Raw genomic sequence first — 15,118 nt, forward strand, 5'->3', positions numbered from 1 at the left:
ACAGAATTGCCTTTTAATAGCTCTATTTTTTTTAGCTTTTGAAGCATTAATAAATCACTGTAGGTTTAATAAAAATATTGAGTTTACTTACTTTTTTCTCCTTAGTTCTACTACTAAAAACCCATTTTATTATTGGTATTCTTGAAAGTAATGGAACACCTGTTCCTGAATCACTACTTCCATTTTCTTCAAGTCCACCCAACAAAACCATTTCTTCGTTTTTTATTCGAATTAATGATTCAAAATTTCTTGTTACAGAACCAGGAGGTGCGCTTGGGGAAATTCTTGCAGTAAAATCTGATTGTTTAACTTTAATTTCAAGTGTTACCTGATTATCACCAGAAACAATTGGTTTTATTGTTATAGATAAATCAGCATTGATTGATTTATAAGTTCGTGTAGTAATATTTTGAGGGTTTTGTGTTCCTACTACATTATTTTGTTCTTCCATGTAATATTCCGTTTTTCCGATACTTAATGTTGCTTCGTGACCATTAAGTGTAGACATTTTGGGTGTTGACCGTAGGTGCAAAACTCCATTATCTTCAAGAGCCTTAATACTTAAATAAAAATTAGGTGTAACATGACCAAGATTAAACCAACCAAATCCGTTAAATGAATTTATAAGATTATTAATTGTACTTGTACTGAAAGTCATGTCTATTCCCGGAAAAATACTTCCTGCGGTTTTCACTTGTGAATTATCAGCTATACCTGTAGAAATTCCAGTGGCTGTTATATGTTTCTTGGTTACATCCACAATCATTACTTCGATTAAAACTACAGGAACCACCTTGTCAATGCTTCGGATAAAAGCTTTAACAAGCTGCACTTTGGGACTTATTCCGGTTACCAGAAGACTGTTTAGTTCTGGAAACTCTTTAATCTCCACATCTTTTTTAACATCAGCTGGAATTATCTCCATGATTTTGTCAACGGTTCTGTATTGCAATTGAATAACTTCCGATTCTTTCAGAACCATTACTTTCTGTTCACCCAAGACATAGATATTGCCATTTTTTCGATAGGTAAATTCCGTCCCATTCAGCACATTATTCAGAAACTCATCATAGTTCATCCCTGTAATAGCCATATCTACCGTTCCGTCAATCGGGGAAACGATGGAATAATTTATATGCAGTTTGTCTGAAACTTCTTTAATTAAATCAATAATCGGTGCATTTACTACTGAAATATTAATGCTATCCAAAGAAAATATCTGAGTTAATATACTGGCATCAGTAGATTTTCTATTTTTCTTTACATCCCCAGTTGATTTGTTATCAATCTTCTGAATTTCCTTTTTATCCAAAATATAAAAACCATCAGAATTCTTTGTCAGGCTTAAATCATTTGAATATGCCAGCATTTCCATTACCTGATCGAAAGGTTTATCCTGAACAAAACCATTAATTAATATTCCGTTAAGCGAAGATGCAAGAATTATATTCTTGCCGGACTGTCTGGTTATTTCTTTTGCGACTTGTACAAGTGTATCTTTTGTTAAATCAACTGAAAGCTGATCGTTTGCCGAAATGTATTTAATGTTGAGTTTTTTAGGAATAATTTTCACTTCTTCTTTTGGAGCCTGATATTTTGAGACCGTAATAATTGTTCCGATTACGTTTATTTCAAGGTCAAATTCTTTAGCCATGAACATTAACATATCTATAACTCTTACATTTGAAAAATTATTTACAATATTGATATTCAAAGTCGGGTCAACAGAAATATTGATTTTTGCATTATTGGCAACAGCTCGTAGAAACTCTTGTATAGATACTCCACTTACAGACACATCCACCGATTCTTCCATTGCAGGCATTGTAACAGAAAGTGTTGTTAGTTTTTTTTCGATTTCTTTAAACCGGTCTGTTTGCGACCAAGCAGAGCTTATAATCCCCGAAAGAAAAATAAACCATAGTATTTTTAACAAAGTTCCTTTGATTTTTTTCATTCTATTTTCTTTATATCGTAGTCATAAGGATTGGATACACCTCTTCGGATGTTGTTAGACCCTGTTCAAGCAGGCTGAAAGCACTATCAGATAGTCGCAATATTCCCTTTTCTTTGAGCAGTGAACCTACATTCATATCTCCGGCTTTTATCTTTTCTGATAAATTATAATCTATGGTAATTACCTCATAAACCGCTCTACGTCCACGATAACCTGTATAATAACATTTTTCACATCCGGTTGCCGTAAATAATGAATCAATCTTGTTTGGTAAAACAAAATTCTTTGGTAACAGAGCACTGTCATACGGAATTTTCGTTTTACAGTGAGGGCATAAAATCCTAACCAAACGTTGTGCTACAGAAAGACTCAGGGTATTTGCCAGTAAGAACGAAGGAACCTCCATATCAATGAGCCTTGAAATGGTTCCCCATGCTGAATTGGTGTGAATGGTTGATAAAACAAGGTGTCCTGTCAATGCTGCCCTGATTGCCATTTGTGCGGTTTCATTATCCCTGATTTCTCCCAACATGATTATGTCAGGGTCTTGTCGTAAAAAGGTTCGCAAAGCACTGGCAAAGGTAAGACCGATACTTTCTTTTAACTGTACCTGATTTACTCCTTCAAGGGTATATTCTATAGGGTCTTCTATTGTAAGTATGTTTACATTCTCTTTGTTAAGGATTTTCAGGGTAGCGTATAAGGTGGTTGTTTTACCGCTTCCGGTAGGCCCGCTAATAAGGATTATTCCATGAGGCTTTTTAATACCCTCGTAATAATCCTCTAATTGGTGTGCATTAAAACCAAGCGATGTAATATCAACGTTGGTCGAATCTTTACTTAAAAGCCTTAAAACAATCTTTTCTCCGTATAGAGAAGGCAGGACTGAAACTCGTATATCAAATTTATCTTTTCCTGTATTGAAAAATATCCTACCGTCCTGTGGCAGTCTTTTTTCAGCAATGTCAAGGTTTGACTTGATTTTTATTTTGTTAACCAGAGAAGGATACTCGTCTTTTTTAATCACATATCTTTCTACCAGTTTACCATCAATTCGTAAACGGATACGACAATTTTCTTCATAGGTCTCAATGTGAATATCGGAACTGTTTATAGAATTTGCTTCCGAAATAAGTCGGAATAGGAAATCGTCACTTAACCTGCCATTCACAGAAAGCGTTTCTTCACTTGTTTTTCCCTTCCCTTTTCGGTAATAAAGGCTTAATGATTTCTGAATAACCGGTGAGGACGTTTTTTCTAATGTTATTATCTTTCCGAAAAGAACTTCCAGTTCATCTTTTATATTTTCATTGCACTTTATTACATCAATGTAGAATTCAAGATTTCCGTTGTTGGCAGCTTTGGGTAAAATACCATAATGCCATGCCTGATCTGCCGAAACCAGTTGCAATAAATCCGTACTCAGGGTTATGTGGTCGTTCTCAGACATAGTATATTCCTATTAAGTTCGCAACATAAGTATCGTTTTGTAGTTTTCCCGGACAAAAAGAAAATTCAATAATAAGAACCACTATAAACAATATGGCAACTAAACCTGCCAGAGGTATTGTTTTTTCCTTTTTATTCAACAATAACAATGTGGCTAAATGAATAAACAGACTGATAATTAATGCTGAAACCAGAAACAAAATAAAGTTAATGGGTGAAAAAGCCAAACACAGGCAAACAAAGAAGAGCCAGTCGCCTAATCCAATATATTTATTTAAAATATTTACAGGTTTATGGGATTTAACAGAGAACCATACTGAAACCAAAAGAAATTGTAATAAAACAAAGCAGAAGTTTATTCCTGCATTATATAACACTTCCAATAATGTTTTCTCCTGTACTGAAAATAAAAGAAATGAACTTGCTAAAAAAGGGATTATAAGCCAATGAATTCCCCGCCATCTGAAATCCTGATATGCCGTTATTAATAACAATGCAAATAATATTATATGAATAGTCCAGAACATCAGTCTTTGGTGGTTTCTTTAAGGTTTTGGTTCTGGTCTATTTCCCAGACATTAAATACCCCGTCTCCATCAAAATCTACCACTGCTGTTGCCGTTGCTTTAAAACTATTGGTACTGGCTTCCACCACTTCAATTTTGTAGTTTGCTTTGCCGTTTTCAGTAACCAGTTTTGACTGCTCAAAACCAACATCGTCTATGAGTTGTGAGTATTTGGAGTTTTGATAGAAATAGCTTTTCTCAAGGGTATATAAATGGTTTAACTGAACCTGAGCTTCGGTACTTTTTGCCTTTGTTATTAATGGCATGAGTTCAGGTAATGCCAGAAGAATCAGTATTCCCATAATTACAAGTGCAACCAATAGTTCGGTTAACGAAAAGGCTTTTAGCAGATGTTTTTGTTTCATATAATGTTAAGTTGTTTCATTATTTTAGGTTTCCTTCGTATGGAAATTTCAAGCAGCAAATCATTCTCCATGTGTACTGTGTGATTTTTAATTTTATCTATATAATTTTTGTTCACTATTGTTGACCTGTGAATTTTAATAAAACAATCATGTTCCATCAGAATTTTTTCCACTTTATATAAAGGCTTTACTAAAAATTTACTCGATCCATTCCGTAGAAATAAAGTAGTATAGCTTCCATCCGCCCCACAATAAAGGATCTCTGAGACATAACAAAAAAATGTGCCATTCTTATCGCTTATGCCTATTCGTGGTCCTGAATTATATAAACCTCCGAGTTTGTTGATTCTTGAATCAAGATATTCCATCTTGTAATAATTGACCAATTGTTCAATGGAAAGATTAAAATCTCTGACAAAAGAGCAATTATCATTTATAAAATATGTGTTTTCTGAACTGACAATTAAAAATAAGATGAACCCGGAACTCAGTTGTTGTACAGAAACAAGGTTCGGATTTCTTGAGTATTTACATTGTTTGCAATGGCTAATCTTTTTTGAAATCTCGTAATCAAAACCCTTAATCATGTGAGGTGTAATAATTTCCTGATCACTTCTTATTTTGCACTTTTTTGAAAATATTTTAGACTGTAGCTTGTTTTCGCTATCTACCAGATAAGCACAAAGACATTCTATTTCCTGAGTTGAGCATAGCCTGTTAACATTATCAATTGTAACTGGTGGAATATGAGGTTTTATCCACTTGCTGATTTTAGAAATATCATTCATCTTTTTAATTTACTTCAAAAGGAAGGCAAGCGTTATTTTATATACTTATTTTTCAAGGCTCCATCTGCTGTTACCGTACAAAGCCATTGGGGATAATCGTCTGATTTTCCTTTATTATTTTCCCACTGTAAGGGCTGCAAATTTGATAAATCATCTTTCCCTCCTTTACTTTTTGGCTGAATATGATCGATTTCCCATCCCATTGACAATGGGCTATTATTGCCGTGCATCTCTTTTTTTATCCATGCCCCGCAACGGTCTTTTCTATACACATTAGGATCGTAACCCGGTACTGCTGTTGCTTTTTCCCATACAGCATCAATGATGGATTTACCAAAGGATTCGTTTAAAACAGTTTTATTTCTCATAATTCGGTTAGTTTGATTCTATACCCTATAGAGTACGAAAATCAAAAACCTAACCAGTAAAAAAGAAGAAATTTTTAAACTATTTTCAGATTGTGTTGAAAATGAGCAATATAGAAAATTAAATTATTCCAGTTTTTCTAATATTTCGGAAGCTCGTTTGTTTAAGTAGCAATCTTTATTTAATAATTTCCTGAAATGAATGATTGCTTTTTGGGTCTGATTCAATTTAAGGTAACACAAACCGGAATACCAGACAGCATTTTCATGGAAAATACTTTGATTGTCAGAAATTACATTCTCAAAATGTTTTATCGCATCATTAAATCCCTGTAAACTCATGTAAGAAAGTCCTGTAAAATATTCTTTATTAGTATAGAAATCTGAGGTATCAGGTATAAGTTTGAATAATTCAATTGCTTCATAATATTTTTCGAGGTCGTATGCCCTTAACGCCTGAGTATAAATATCGGTATTGGTTTTCTGAGCTCCTCTCGTAATTGTTCCGGCATCATAACGCTCAAAATAAGTAGCATAAAGTTCATCGTTTGTATTGGATTTATTAAAAATGCAAATGGTAGAAATTACTGCTATTACTAAAATCGCACAGGCAGCATAAAGAAAGACCCACTTTTTGAATCTTTTAATCTGTTTTTCTTTTTTAAACTCTTTGGAGATTTCACTTAATTGATTCCGTAATTCATAAACATCTCGATTGGAAAAAGCAGCCCTGATTTCTTTTTGCAAAAAACAGTCCTGCGCCAGTTCTTTATCTGTTTTAAGCTGTAATTCAAAATTAATTAAGTCATCGCCCTGCAACTCTCCGTCAAGGTATCTTTCAATTAATATGGTGCGATCTGATTTATTCATTTACCAAGTTATTATAGGCCGGATGATTTCTTAATAATCCTCTTAAATATTCCAGACACCTGAACTTTTTGTTCATGGCAATCTGGTTGTTTCTATACTCCATCCGGTGAGCAATTTCGTTCATCCCTTTTTCCTGCAAATAATACATGTCCAACACTTCCTGACAATCAGCTTTAAGCTGCTCATATTGAGTCCACATAAGTTTGTGCAACCGTTCTAAATTATATTCACGTAAAAGATTAGTGTCTTCGTATTCTTCTGTAAAGAAATCGATAAAAATCCGTTTATTCTTCATTTTTACTGCATAAATCCAATTATTTTTGCAAATGCTCATGAAATATGCGTCGAATGAACACGATAACAAGAAATCCGGTTTCTGAATCTCCGTATATGCTTTTACAATGGTTTCCTGAAAAATATCTTCCGCCTCAATTACACTTCCAGAATTAATGGTCACATGGCGAATTACTTTTTCCCAATATTCAGAATATAGGAACCTTATTACATGTCTGTTTCGTGCCTTAATTCCTTCAATAATCTGTTCATCAGAATAGGGAAGTCTTATTTTCACATAGTAAATTTTGTATAAAGGTAAGCAAGAGTTACCATCTAACAATTTAACAATGTAAATTATTTATTTAATGTGAGCGATAAAATTCAATAATCCAAGAATTACTAAATATATTGATTCCGCTTCTTGTCTTGAAAAATCTCTCTTTTGCCCGGCATGGTGTGTTTTACCGGACAATGCTGTATTAGCCTTATTTAATTCATCTATCCACTTATAAGTTGCGGTATCGATACTTTTTAACCATTTAAATGCAGTTTCCGAAGCCTCTTGTTTTCTAATTTTTATTAAGTTCCGGGTCAGTGCATCTAAGGTACATCTGCAATGGGCAACGCATTTATTGTAATCTTTCTGATTAAAATATCCCTCTGCTTTATTAAACTCGAAAATAATATCGCCATAGGCTTCTTTTAAAGTCTTATGAGTAAGAGGAATTTCAATAAGTTTTAAACTTTGATAGCCCAGATTCGGAAGGATTTTCTCAACCCAATGGGATTTTGGAATTGAAAAATACAAGTTAACCGTTTCTTTACGCATACCTTCTGCACTATTTATTCTTCTTCCATCTGGAAAATTTATTTCTGTTTTAATAATTGTAAGAACTGTAAAATCAATGATGAAATTAACATCATCTTTTCAGTATTTTTCAATTACACTAATAGCTTTATCATCAAGTATAAAATTAAAGCTATCACTTTCTTTGGTTTCATCTTCTTTTATAGAATAACCTGCAAAAAGGACTGTTTCAGAAAGAAACATGTCAGGATTCTGAAATTTCAGTTTAGCTGAAATCGAAACAACATCAAACACAATTTCTTTTGAAGGTCTATTGTAAACAAAAGAAATAACAATGTTTAGAAATGATTTTAACCCATCAAAGTTTGCGGTTATAAGATTAGTGTCGATTTTTATATCCTGATTTCTTGACAAAAGAGAAAATGAAGAATTATTCATTGTGTTTTATATTTTGTTAAATGTGAGTAAGAAAATTCTAATATTAACTTTTTTTTAAAAAATAACTTTAATTAGTACATTTTCCTTTTTAGAGATATTTGCTTCTAAAATAAAAGCGTTTTGAGATATTGGAATTATATTTTTAACTATCAATTTTTCTATATTTAAATTATTTTGAATATTTTCTGTTGAGAAAATAGGAGTTTTATCTATTTTACCATCGTTATTATGAATTTTATATGCCATTAAATATCCTGAATTACCTTCGGAATATTCTTTTGGTTGTACATCAAGGGGAATTGTCAAATTATCTTTCTTGTCTAAAAATAAGAAAAGGCGGTATTGTTCATTTTCTATACATTTAAACGACATTCCACCAGGCTTTTCAAAACCTGATTGATTTTTTGGTAACCTTTTTATAAATTCTAAAGAACCCTCATTATTTATTTTAGCATAAGACATATCACCAAATAAGCTTTCTGCATATGACTCATGTATTGTTCCTGCACTTTTAACTTTTTTATCGTTTACATTGTATGATTCGCCTATTAGGAAAATATTCTTATCTGAATTTACTGAAATATTACGTACAATAATATCATTAAATTCGGGCGGAAACTCGTAAAATTTTTTATCTGAAAAACTTCCATCATGTTCTATTTTAAATACTATAAATTTATCACGATCCTGAAGTTTTTTACCTTTGTATGTATAGCCTGCACAAATTACAAAGTCTGATGACACCTGATAAAAAGAAAGATCATTTATGAATTTTTCATCAGCTAAAACAGGAATAGTTGTTATAGAATCTGTATTTGAAGCTAATTTTAAAATTTCAATATGAATATTTGGTTTTCCATCCTTTGTCATATAATATCCTGTGTTACTATTAAAAACCCTTGATATTATATAAATGTTTCCTTTTTCATCTATAGTATAATCATAATTTGTCATCAGGTTCCTAGTATAGGGCATTTTTATTTCTTTACCTCTTTCTAAATTTAAATCTGAATTAAAAACATAAAAACCTATTAATTCATTAAATTTACTTTTGTCCTTTTCTAATGATTCGATTTTATATATAATCAAAAGTTTTGTAGAATTAAATGAAAAATTAAATGAGAAATTTTTAACAGCTTGTTCACTGTAATAAGGACCAAATACAGATTTATTTATTTTCGCATTAACCGTTAATAATAGCTTTCCTTCTAATTTTGCCTTAGTCTCATCTGTGCTTAACTCCTTATAAAACAACTTTGTTGTATTTAATTTTACATCACTTATAGAATAAAACAAATAATCTTTATTTCCAATTTTCCCAATGTATTCTTTATCAGCACCTTCAGGTATTGAATATTCGAAAGAATTAATAAGGGAAAGTTGGTTAACATCAAAGCTCTGAATATTATTATCTTTAACTGCAATTAAATTTTCATTTTGTAAAAAATATTGCACTTTTTTTGATTCTATTACCGGATATGGTTTACTTACTTCAACTTTTGGTAATTGTTGAGTATAACCAAATTCATATGCAAAAAGAATTAAGATCGCTATAAATGAAATTGATTTCATAGATTAAATATATACTGTAATTTGTTAATAATTTAAAATTATTATTCTGTCATGACAAATTTAATAAAATTCTTCCCAAAATAATCAAATACATTAACATTGTATATTCCAGACGATAAATTTTCGAGATTTAAACTGTAATCATTGGTATTAATGTTATCCACCTTTATAACCATATTACCCATAATGTCTGTAATTTCAATACTTGAAATCTGGTTTCCTGTAATACGAAGCATTCCATTACAAGGGTTTGGATAAACAGCAACTTTAACATTTTGCATGTCATTAACTGATAACACATCCACATAAATCGAATTAGATGGAATGCTTGAACAACCAGTTTCAGTAACAATACAATAATAAGTGTCGGATACGGCAGGGATATAAATTGTATCGGTTGCACCGGCAATTATTCCTGAAGAATTATACCATTGATTACCGGAAGAAGCATCAGAGTATAATGTATCATTGTTAAAAGATATAACCGGTGTATTTGGAACTGAATTTACTGTTATTAAAACATCAGAAGATTCACCAACTCCATTGCTATTTATTGCGTAAACTGAAATGGTCCCAGAGGAAGCACCTTGTGCAATGTCGACTAAAATAGTATTCGTATTACTTGTACCCGACATACCAGCTGGCAATGTCCAATTATAAGTATCGGCATTAATTACTTCAGGTAATGTAAACTCAACGCCAGTTGAGTTTTCACAAACAGAGAAAGGTGTAATGATACCTGCTGAACCCGGAGGATTTGTATTGTCAATACGGGCTAAAAACGAATTTTTAACATCAATAGATTTAAAGTTAGATGTTAATGTATAGCCTACAAAATAAACGTCTCCTTCAATACTGGTATAAATACTTCCCATATTTCTGTTAGCTATATCTCCACCATTTTCTGCCCATACAGGATTACCCATGCTGTCCATCTTGCACAATATTACATCATCCCATGCACCATCGGCAACAGTATAACCGTTCGCAGTTAGTGTATCATTTCCCAAAACAGAGGTTCCATTAAATCCAGCCATAATATATATATTTTTGTTAAAATCGGCTGCAATGCAAACTCCCATTTCGGTATCTGTATCTTCATCATTATAGCCTTTTATCCATAGCGTATGACCGTCCTGATTCATTTTCAGAACAAACATACCTGTATTTCCCCCAACATTGCTTATTGCACAAGTGTCTACTGTCAGTGTAGATGAATACACTCCGGTAATATAGATGTTTTGATTGTCACAATAAAAGTCTGAAATATCTACCCATTCCTGAGAAGAAACAGCCCACTGACATAAACCTAATGTGTTAAAACGAGCAATGGTCATTCCATAACAAGAGGGAACGAAAACACCATTCCCTAAATCATAATTTCCTGTATTATGTAGTAAAATAGTCCAACCATTTAGATCTGTAGCAATTTCAACAAGTCCACCAACACCAGCCATTTCATCGTCAACCGACACAATTGTGCACTTTGTTGCATTTCCGGCTGTATCCATTACTAATACATAACTATTAATCATTCCTGCACTACCTGTTCTTGATATTGTATCAATTGCCATATCGTTGGAAAAAGTACCACCAACCAAAATCTCACCATTAGGACCATATTCAAGCGATTTAATAAGGATTCCAGAATTTGAAGAGTTTGCAATTTCGTTTGACCAGATAAGATTTCCTTGTGGATTAAATTTTGCAATAAAACCCGGATTATTAGTTGTATAACCATCAAACATTGTAAGCCCACCACTATACGATAAACCCAAATAGATATTTCCATCGCTATCGAGCATCATATCACTGTACATATAAAAGCCCACTGTAAAATCTCTGACCCATTGATAATTTCCAGTATTGTCAAATTTAACAAGGAAGAAGGAAAATACACCAGAAGAGAAAATGGAGTCAGATTCAAAAGCCAGTGTATCTTTAAAACAACCTAAAACATACATGTTTTGATTATTATCGAGAAGTATCTTTTGTGAAAAATTCTCGTGAGTAGAACTCAATGTATGCGTCCAGTCCCATGTTATGGCTTGGCTGAAAAGGCTCAAGCTAAAAAAAATAATGATCGTTGTTAGTGAAATAGTTTTCATATGCGTGATGTTTATTTAGAATATTATTTTAATGTGATTTGTTTTTTCTTATTCGATGTTTAATATTTAAAATCTTTTTTACTTTTCTAAAGTACTATCAGTTTAGGTTGAACCACAACCGAATCTTTTATTGTATTTGTATATTTATTAAGAGAATCTTCAAGCGGAGTAATCTTGTTTGAAGCATAAAAGAACAAGATGATTATTGTAATTAACATTATTAAAAATGAAGCAATCAGACTTTGCATTACACCTCTCCAAAATGATGATTTATTTTTACGAATAATTTCTACAACTTCTTCGCTTGAAACACTGCCTTGCAATAAGCCTTCAAGTGCAGTAGCATAATCCTGTTGTATCTTTGTTACTTGTCTTTCTGTTAATTCAGTTCCATATTGTTGAACTTTTTGGGTAGCATGTGCTTTATATTGCTTAATTGCAGGATAACAGCTTTGGTGAAAACCTGCTAGTTCTGTGTCAGTAGGATGTCTATTGTTATCTTTTTTAAAATTTTCGATAAACTGAATTTTATTCTGCTTGTATAATGCATACGCAACAACTCCAACAAAATCATCATCGTTTTCAACAATCTTACTATATATTTTACTATAATTCCTTTGCATTTTTATTGATATTTGCCCATGCCTGATTGATTTGTTTAACTGTAAATTTTGGCCGATAAATTTTAGACTTCCCAAGTACCTTTATTGTTATTGTACTTGTGCTACATTTATCCATCATGCGATTATTCGTTTGAATAACATCTGTAATGGTAATCTCTTTTTTTTGCTTAAAAGATTCTAATAGTTCTTTTTTATTCATCTTCAACTCCAAGATTAATTTATTCTGAGTTTCTTAATTAATTATGTTGCTGCTTAGTTACAAACTAAGCTGAGTATTGGGAAAATCCTTTTCCTTATTTCCTTTTTCAATTTCTAAAATCTTAGTAACTTTAAAAATAGTTGCTTTCATACGTTTTATTTACTTGTTATTTCCAGAATCTTTTTCAATATAGTATTAACAATGCCATTCTTTATTGTAAACTTTTCAGACTTAACATTACTGTATTCTGTAAAAATTTCTAAAGCAATTTCATTCTTCTTAGAAAAATCATCCATGATCATTCTATAAGTTGATCCGATTCTATTTACACTTCGAGCACAGCAGATTATTACATCAATCTTAATGTTTATAAAAATATTCAGATTATCTCGGACATCATTTGCAATATCTCCAGCACTTAGAATGCCAATTTTTTTGTTATTACAAGTCAACTCTGCTTTAAAATCTATTACCGTATCATTTTTAATGATTAAACTATCTGTATTTACAGTAGAACCATTAAATTTATGTTCTTTGTTACAATACTGCAACAACTCTCGATAAACTAAACCTGCAGTTGTTGTTTTGCCAGATTGTTGTGTGCCTCTTATAATTATTATTTTAGCCATAATTAAAATATTAATTTATTAAATCTTCCTCTGAAATATCTATAACAGAAACTTTGCCCGGTTCACTGGCTTTTTCATCCGAATAAAGATTAATCGTAACAAAGAACAATGTTTTATTATTTATAACCATCATTGGTGGAAAAACCTTACTGGAGTCAGATAATTTAAAATTCAGTTCTGCATTATCAATATTAAAAATTACCAAATAACCTACATCTTTGTTATAATCGCTGGTATATTTTAATATTTGTTTGTAACCATCCTTGATTCGGTTTTTACCGTATTTTTTTACTTTATCAATTATTTTTACCTCAATAATTATCGGATCGTCGGTATCAATTGCACCAACAATATCTGCTCGTTTTCCTGTTGATGATTTTGGTGTTGAAAATGGAAAATCAATACCTTGATCGAATAAAAACAGTCGTAAATCATCTTCAAAAACACCCTCATAGTTCTTTGTAGCATCTTTGTACTGATTTAACAACGTTTCTTTAGTAAACCACTCTGTACGTCTCTTATATTTTTCAAGCAAATAAATTGTTGAATTGGATTTATCTAACCTATCATGAAAATAATTAAAAATAGGGGTTATGTATTCATCTATAATATTTTGAATTGTTTCATGAGCATCGCCACGTTGAAAAGAACTATAATGATTTATGTTATATTTTCCATCTGTATAAGTTTTAATATAATAAGTCAAATATTGATAACAAAAAGCTGCTTGATGTACGTCACTATTAAACTCCATTTGCATTCTGTAATAGTCCTCGCGCTCTATTAATTTGTTAAGAACAGCATCGTTATATGGATGACTTATACATGCTTCATTTAAAAGACCTGACAATTGCTTATTTTTATTTATACTTGTTAATATAAATTTTAATTGATTACCAAATTGGCTATGTGTTGATCTACTAAGTCTGCTTTTCCATTCCTGTAAATCTGTACGTAAATTGTGATTGTTATACATTATTTTCCAAAGTTTTTAAAAATATTTTCTACTTCTTTCATAGCATTGTTTACAGAATCTATTCCAGTATGTACGGATGCTTCACTATCCTGCAACCGGATTGTTAACTTACAATTGTGACAATATACATTTTTCTCAGACTTTGCATCAATTAACTGAATGTCGAATTCATATGAGCATTTCGGACAATTAATACTAATCCATGTGTAATTAAGGTTTATCATTTTCTTCGATAATATTATACACGTATGCAAGAATTGTTGTACACATAGGTTGTTGGTACATATCCATTCGAATAACCTGTTTTTATTGTATAAGCATTTCGACCAATGCAAAACACATCATCAGATGTACTTTCTAATATTAACCAGCCATAATCACTTGTATCAACCTCAACCCAGGCATGACCTTTTCTATGTAAGAAGCCGATGACCACTCTTATATAATTTTGATTTATTCCAGATGCAAGTAGCAATGATGCAAGTAAAAATGAAGTATCCTCACAATCTCCCATACGTCTACTTATTGTTTCTTCTGGAAACGCCCAATACTCATCAAAACCATATTGTTGTTTATCTATCACATACTCAATATTCAGGCTTACATAATTAAAACAAGATTCAATTTGGTTACCCGATAATTGATGAACAATTGCTATCACATCTTTATTGCTAGGTGTTATATAGTCATTATAATAATACCTATTGTTATGTTTTGGGCAGTTCATCTTTTAATTCTAATAGTTTGTTATTCTTATTAATGTTCATCAGCTGCACATTAAAAAATAATTATTTAATTATTCCTAATCTTCTCAAAACACAAATGATAAAATCTTTTCTTGGTCGAGGAGGAGCAATAGTACTACAACATACTTTTATTGCTAATATAATCTTCTCATCATCTATTGATGGATAAATTTCTTTAATTTTTCCTCGTAAATATTCAATTTCCCACTTTTCTTCACAGGAAAAGAAGTTGCTGTCCGTTTTCTTTTTCTTTAGATTATCATAATCTGCCCAATTTTCAAAAATTTTCAGATATTCCATATAACAATGTTTAAATTATTTTTTCAATAAACTTTCTTTTACCAAAAGGTAAGCACCATTTTTGACTTTTTTATTTTTGGGAG

Annotated in this window: 19 protein-coding genes; all 19 read right to left on the minus strand. The window is 31.5% G+C overall.

Annotated features, from left to right (window positions below; genetic code table 11):
- Positions 1 to 46: 46 nt before the first annotated feature.
- Positions 47 to 1,957, minus strand: a complete 1,911-nt coding sequence (locus HY951_06335) for a general secretion pathway protein GspD (GenBank protein ID MBI5539658.1) — start codon at positions 1,955 to 1,957, stop codon at positions 47 to 49.
- Positions 1,958 to 1,967: 10 nt separating this feature from the next.
- Positions 1,968 to 3,407, minus strand: a complete 1,440-nt coding sequence (locus HY951_06340; protein ID MBI5539659.1) for a type II/IV secretion system protein — start codon at positions 3,405 to 3,407, stop codon at positions 1,968 to 1,970.
- A complete protein-coding gene (locus tag HY951_06345) occupies positions 3,400 to 3,933 on the minus strand; it encodes a hypothetical protein (GenBank protein MBI5539660.1) in 534 nt (177 codons plus the stop codon). The genes HY951_06340 and HY951_06345 overlap by 8 nt, the downstream gene beginning before the upstream one ends.
- Positions 3,933 to 4,337: a type II secretion system protein gene (locus tag HY951_06350; GenBank protein MBI5539661.1), complete on the minus strand. Its 405-nt coding sequence runs from the start codon at positions 4,335 to 4,337 to the stop codon at positions 3,933 to 3,935. The genes HY951_06345 and HY951_06350 overlap by 1 nt, the downstream gene beginning before the upstream one ends.
- Positions 4,334 to 5,125: a LytTR family transcriptional regulator gene (locus HY951_06355; GenBank protein MBI5539662.1), complete on the minus strand. Its 792-nt coding sequence runs from the start codon at positions 5,123 to 5,125 to the stop codon at positions 4,334 to 4,336. Before HY951_06355 ends, HY951_06350 begins: the two co-directional genes overlap by 4 nt.
- 32 nt (positions 5,126 to 5,157) lie before the next feature.
- On the minus strand, positions 5,158 to 5,493 hold the full coding sequence (locus HY951_06360) for an HNH endonuclease (protein ID MBI5539663.1): 336 nt from the start codon (positions 5,491 to 5,493) through the stop codon (positions 5,158 to 5,160).
- A 123-nt stretch (positions 5,494 to 5,616) separates the two neighbouring features.
- Positions 5,617 to 6,360, minus strand: coding sequence for a tetratricopeptide repeat protein (locus tag HY951_06365; protein MBI5539664.1), 744 nt, complete (start codon positions 6,358 to 6,360; stop codon positions 5,617 to 5,619).
- Positions 6,353 to 6,931 carry a sigma-70 family RNA polymerase sigma factor gene (locus tag HY951_06370; protein ID MBI5539665.1) on the minus strand — a complete coding sequence of 193 codons (579 nt, stop codon included), beginning with the start codon at positions 6,929 to 6,931 and terminating at the stop codon, positions 6,353 to 6,355. Before HY951_06370 ends, HY951_06365 begins: the two co-directional genes overlap by 8 nt.
- A 63-nt stretch (positions 6,932 to 6,994) precedes the next feature.
- Positions 6,995 to 7,465: a hypothetical protein gene (locus HY951_06375; protein MBI5539666.1), complete on the minus strand. Its 471-nt coding sequence runs from the start codon at positions 7,463 to 7,465 to the stop codon at positions 6,995 to 6,997.
- 99 nt (positions 7,466 to 7,564) lie between these two features.
- Positions 7,565 to 7,882: a hypothetical protein gene (locus HY951_06380; protein MBI5539667.1), complete on the minus strand. Its 318-nt coding sequence runs from the start codon at positions 7,880 to 7,882 to the stop codon at positions 7,565 to 7,567.
- A gap of 54 nt (positions 7,883 to 7,936) precedes the next feature.
- On the minus strand, positions 7,937 to 9,454 hold the full coding sequence (locus HY951_06385) for a hypothetical protein (GenBank protein MBI5539668.1): 1,518 nt from the start codon (positions 9,452 to 9,454) through the stop codon (positions 7,937 to 7,939).
- Between the two features lie 41 nt (positions 9,455 to 9,495).
- The gene (locus HY951_06390; GenBank protein ID MBI5539669.1) at positions 9,496 to 11,562 is read right to left on the minus strand and encodes a T9SS type A sorting domain-containing protein; all 2,067 of its coding nucleotides are present in this window, start codon (positions 11,560 to 11,562) and stop codon (positions 9,496 to 9,498) included.
- A gap of 86 nt (positions 11,563 to 11,648) precedes the next feature.
- Positions 11,649 to 12,185 (minus strand): hypothetical protein, encoded by a 537-nt coding sequence (locus HY951_06395; protein MBI5539670.1) that lies wholly within the window; start codon positions 12,183 to 12,185, stop codon positions 11,649 to 11,651.
- The gene (locus tag HY951_06400; protein ID MBI5539671.1) at positions 12,169 to 12,390 is read right to left on the minus strand and encodes a hypothetical protein; all 222 of its coding nucleotides are present in this window, start codon (positions 12,388 to 12,390) and stop codon (positions 12,169 to 12,171) included. Before HY951_06400 ends, HY951_06395 begins: the two co-directional genes overlap by 17 nt.
- A 149-nt stretch (positions 12,391 to 12,539) precedes the next feature.
- Complete coding sequence (locus tag HY951_06405) at positions 12,540 to 13,013, minus strand: hypothetical protein (protein ID MBI5539672.1); 474 nt, start codon at positions 13,011 to 13,013, stop codon at positions 12,540 to 12,542.
- 10 nt (positions 13,014 to 13,023) lie between these two features.
- Positions 13,024 to 13,992 carry a hypothetical protein gene (locus HY951_06410; GenBank protein MBI5539673.1) on the minus strand — a complete coding sequence of 323 codons (969 nt, stop codon included), beginning with the start codon at positions 13,990 to 13,992 and terminating at the stop codon, positions 13,024 to 13,026.
- The gene (locus HY951_06415; protein MBI5539674.1) at positions 13,989 to 14,213 is read right to left on the minus strand and encodes a hypothetical protein; all 225 of its coding nucleotides are present in this window, start codon (positions 14,211 to 14,213) and stop codon (positions 13,989 to 13,991) included. Before HY951_06415 ends, HY951_06410 begins: the two co-directional genes overlap by 4 nt.
- Before the next feature lie 14 nt (positions 14,214 to 14,227).
- The gene (locus HY951_06420; protein MBI5539675.1) at positions 14,228 to 14,716 is read right to left on the minus strand and encodes a transglutaminase domain-containing protein; all 489 of its coding nucleotides are present in this window, start codon (positions 14,714 to 14,716) and stop codon (positions 14,228 to 14,230) included.
- Between the two features lie 61 nt (positions 14,717 to 14,777).
- Positions 14,778 to 15,035, minus strand: a complete 258-nt coding sequence (locus HY951_06425; protein ID MBI5539676.1) for a hypothetical protein — start codon at positions 15,033 to 15,035, stop codon at positions 14,778 to 14,780.
- Positions 15,036 to 15,118 lie beyond the last annotated feature (83 nt).

This window comes from Bacteroidia bacterium, assembly GCA_016218155.1.
Lineage (GTDB): Bacteria > Bacteroidota > Bacteroidia > Bacteroidales > GWA2-32-17 > GWA2-32-17.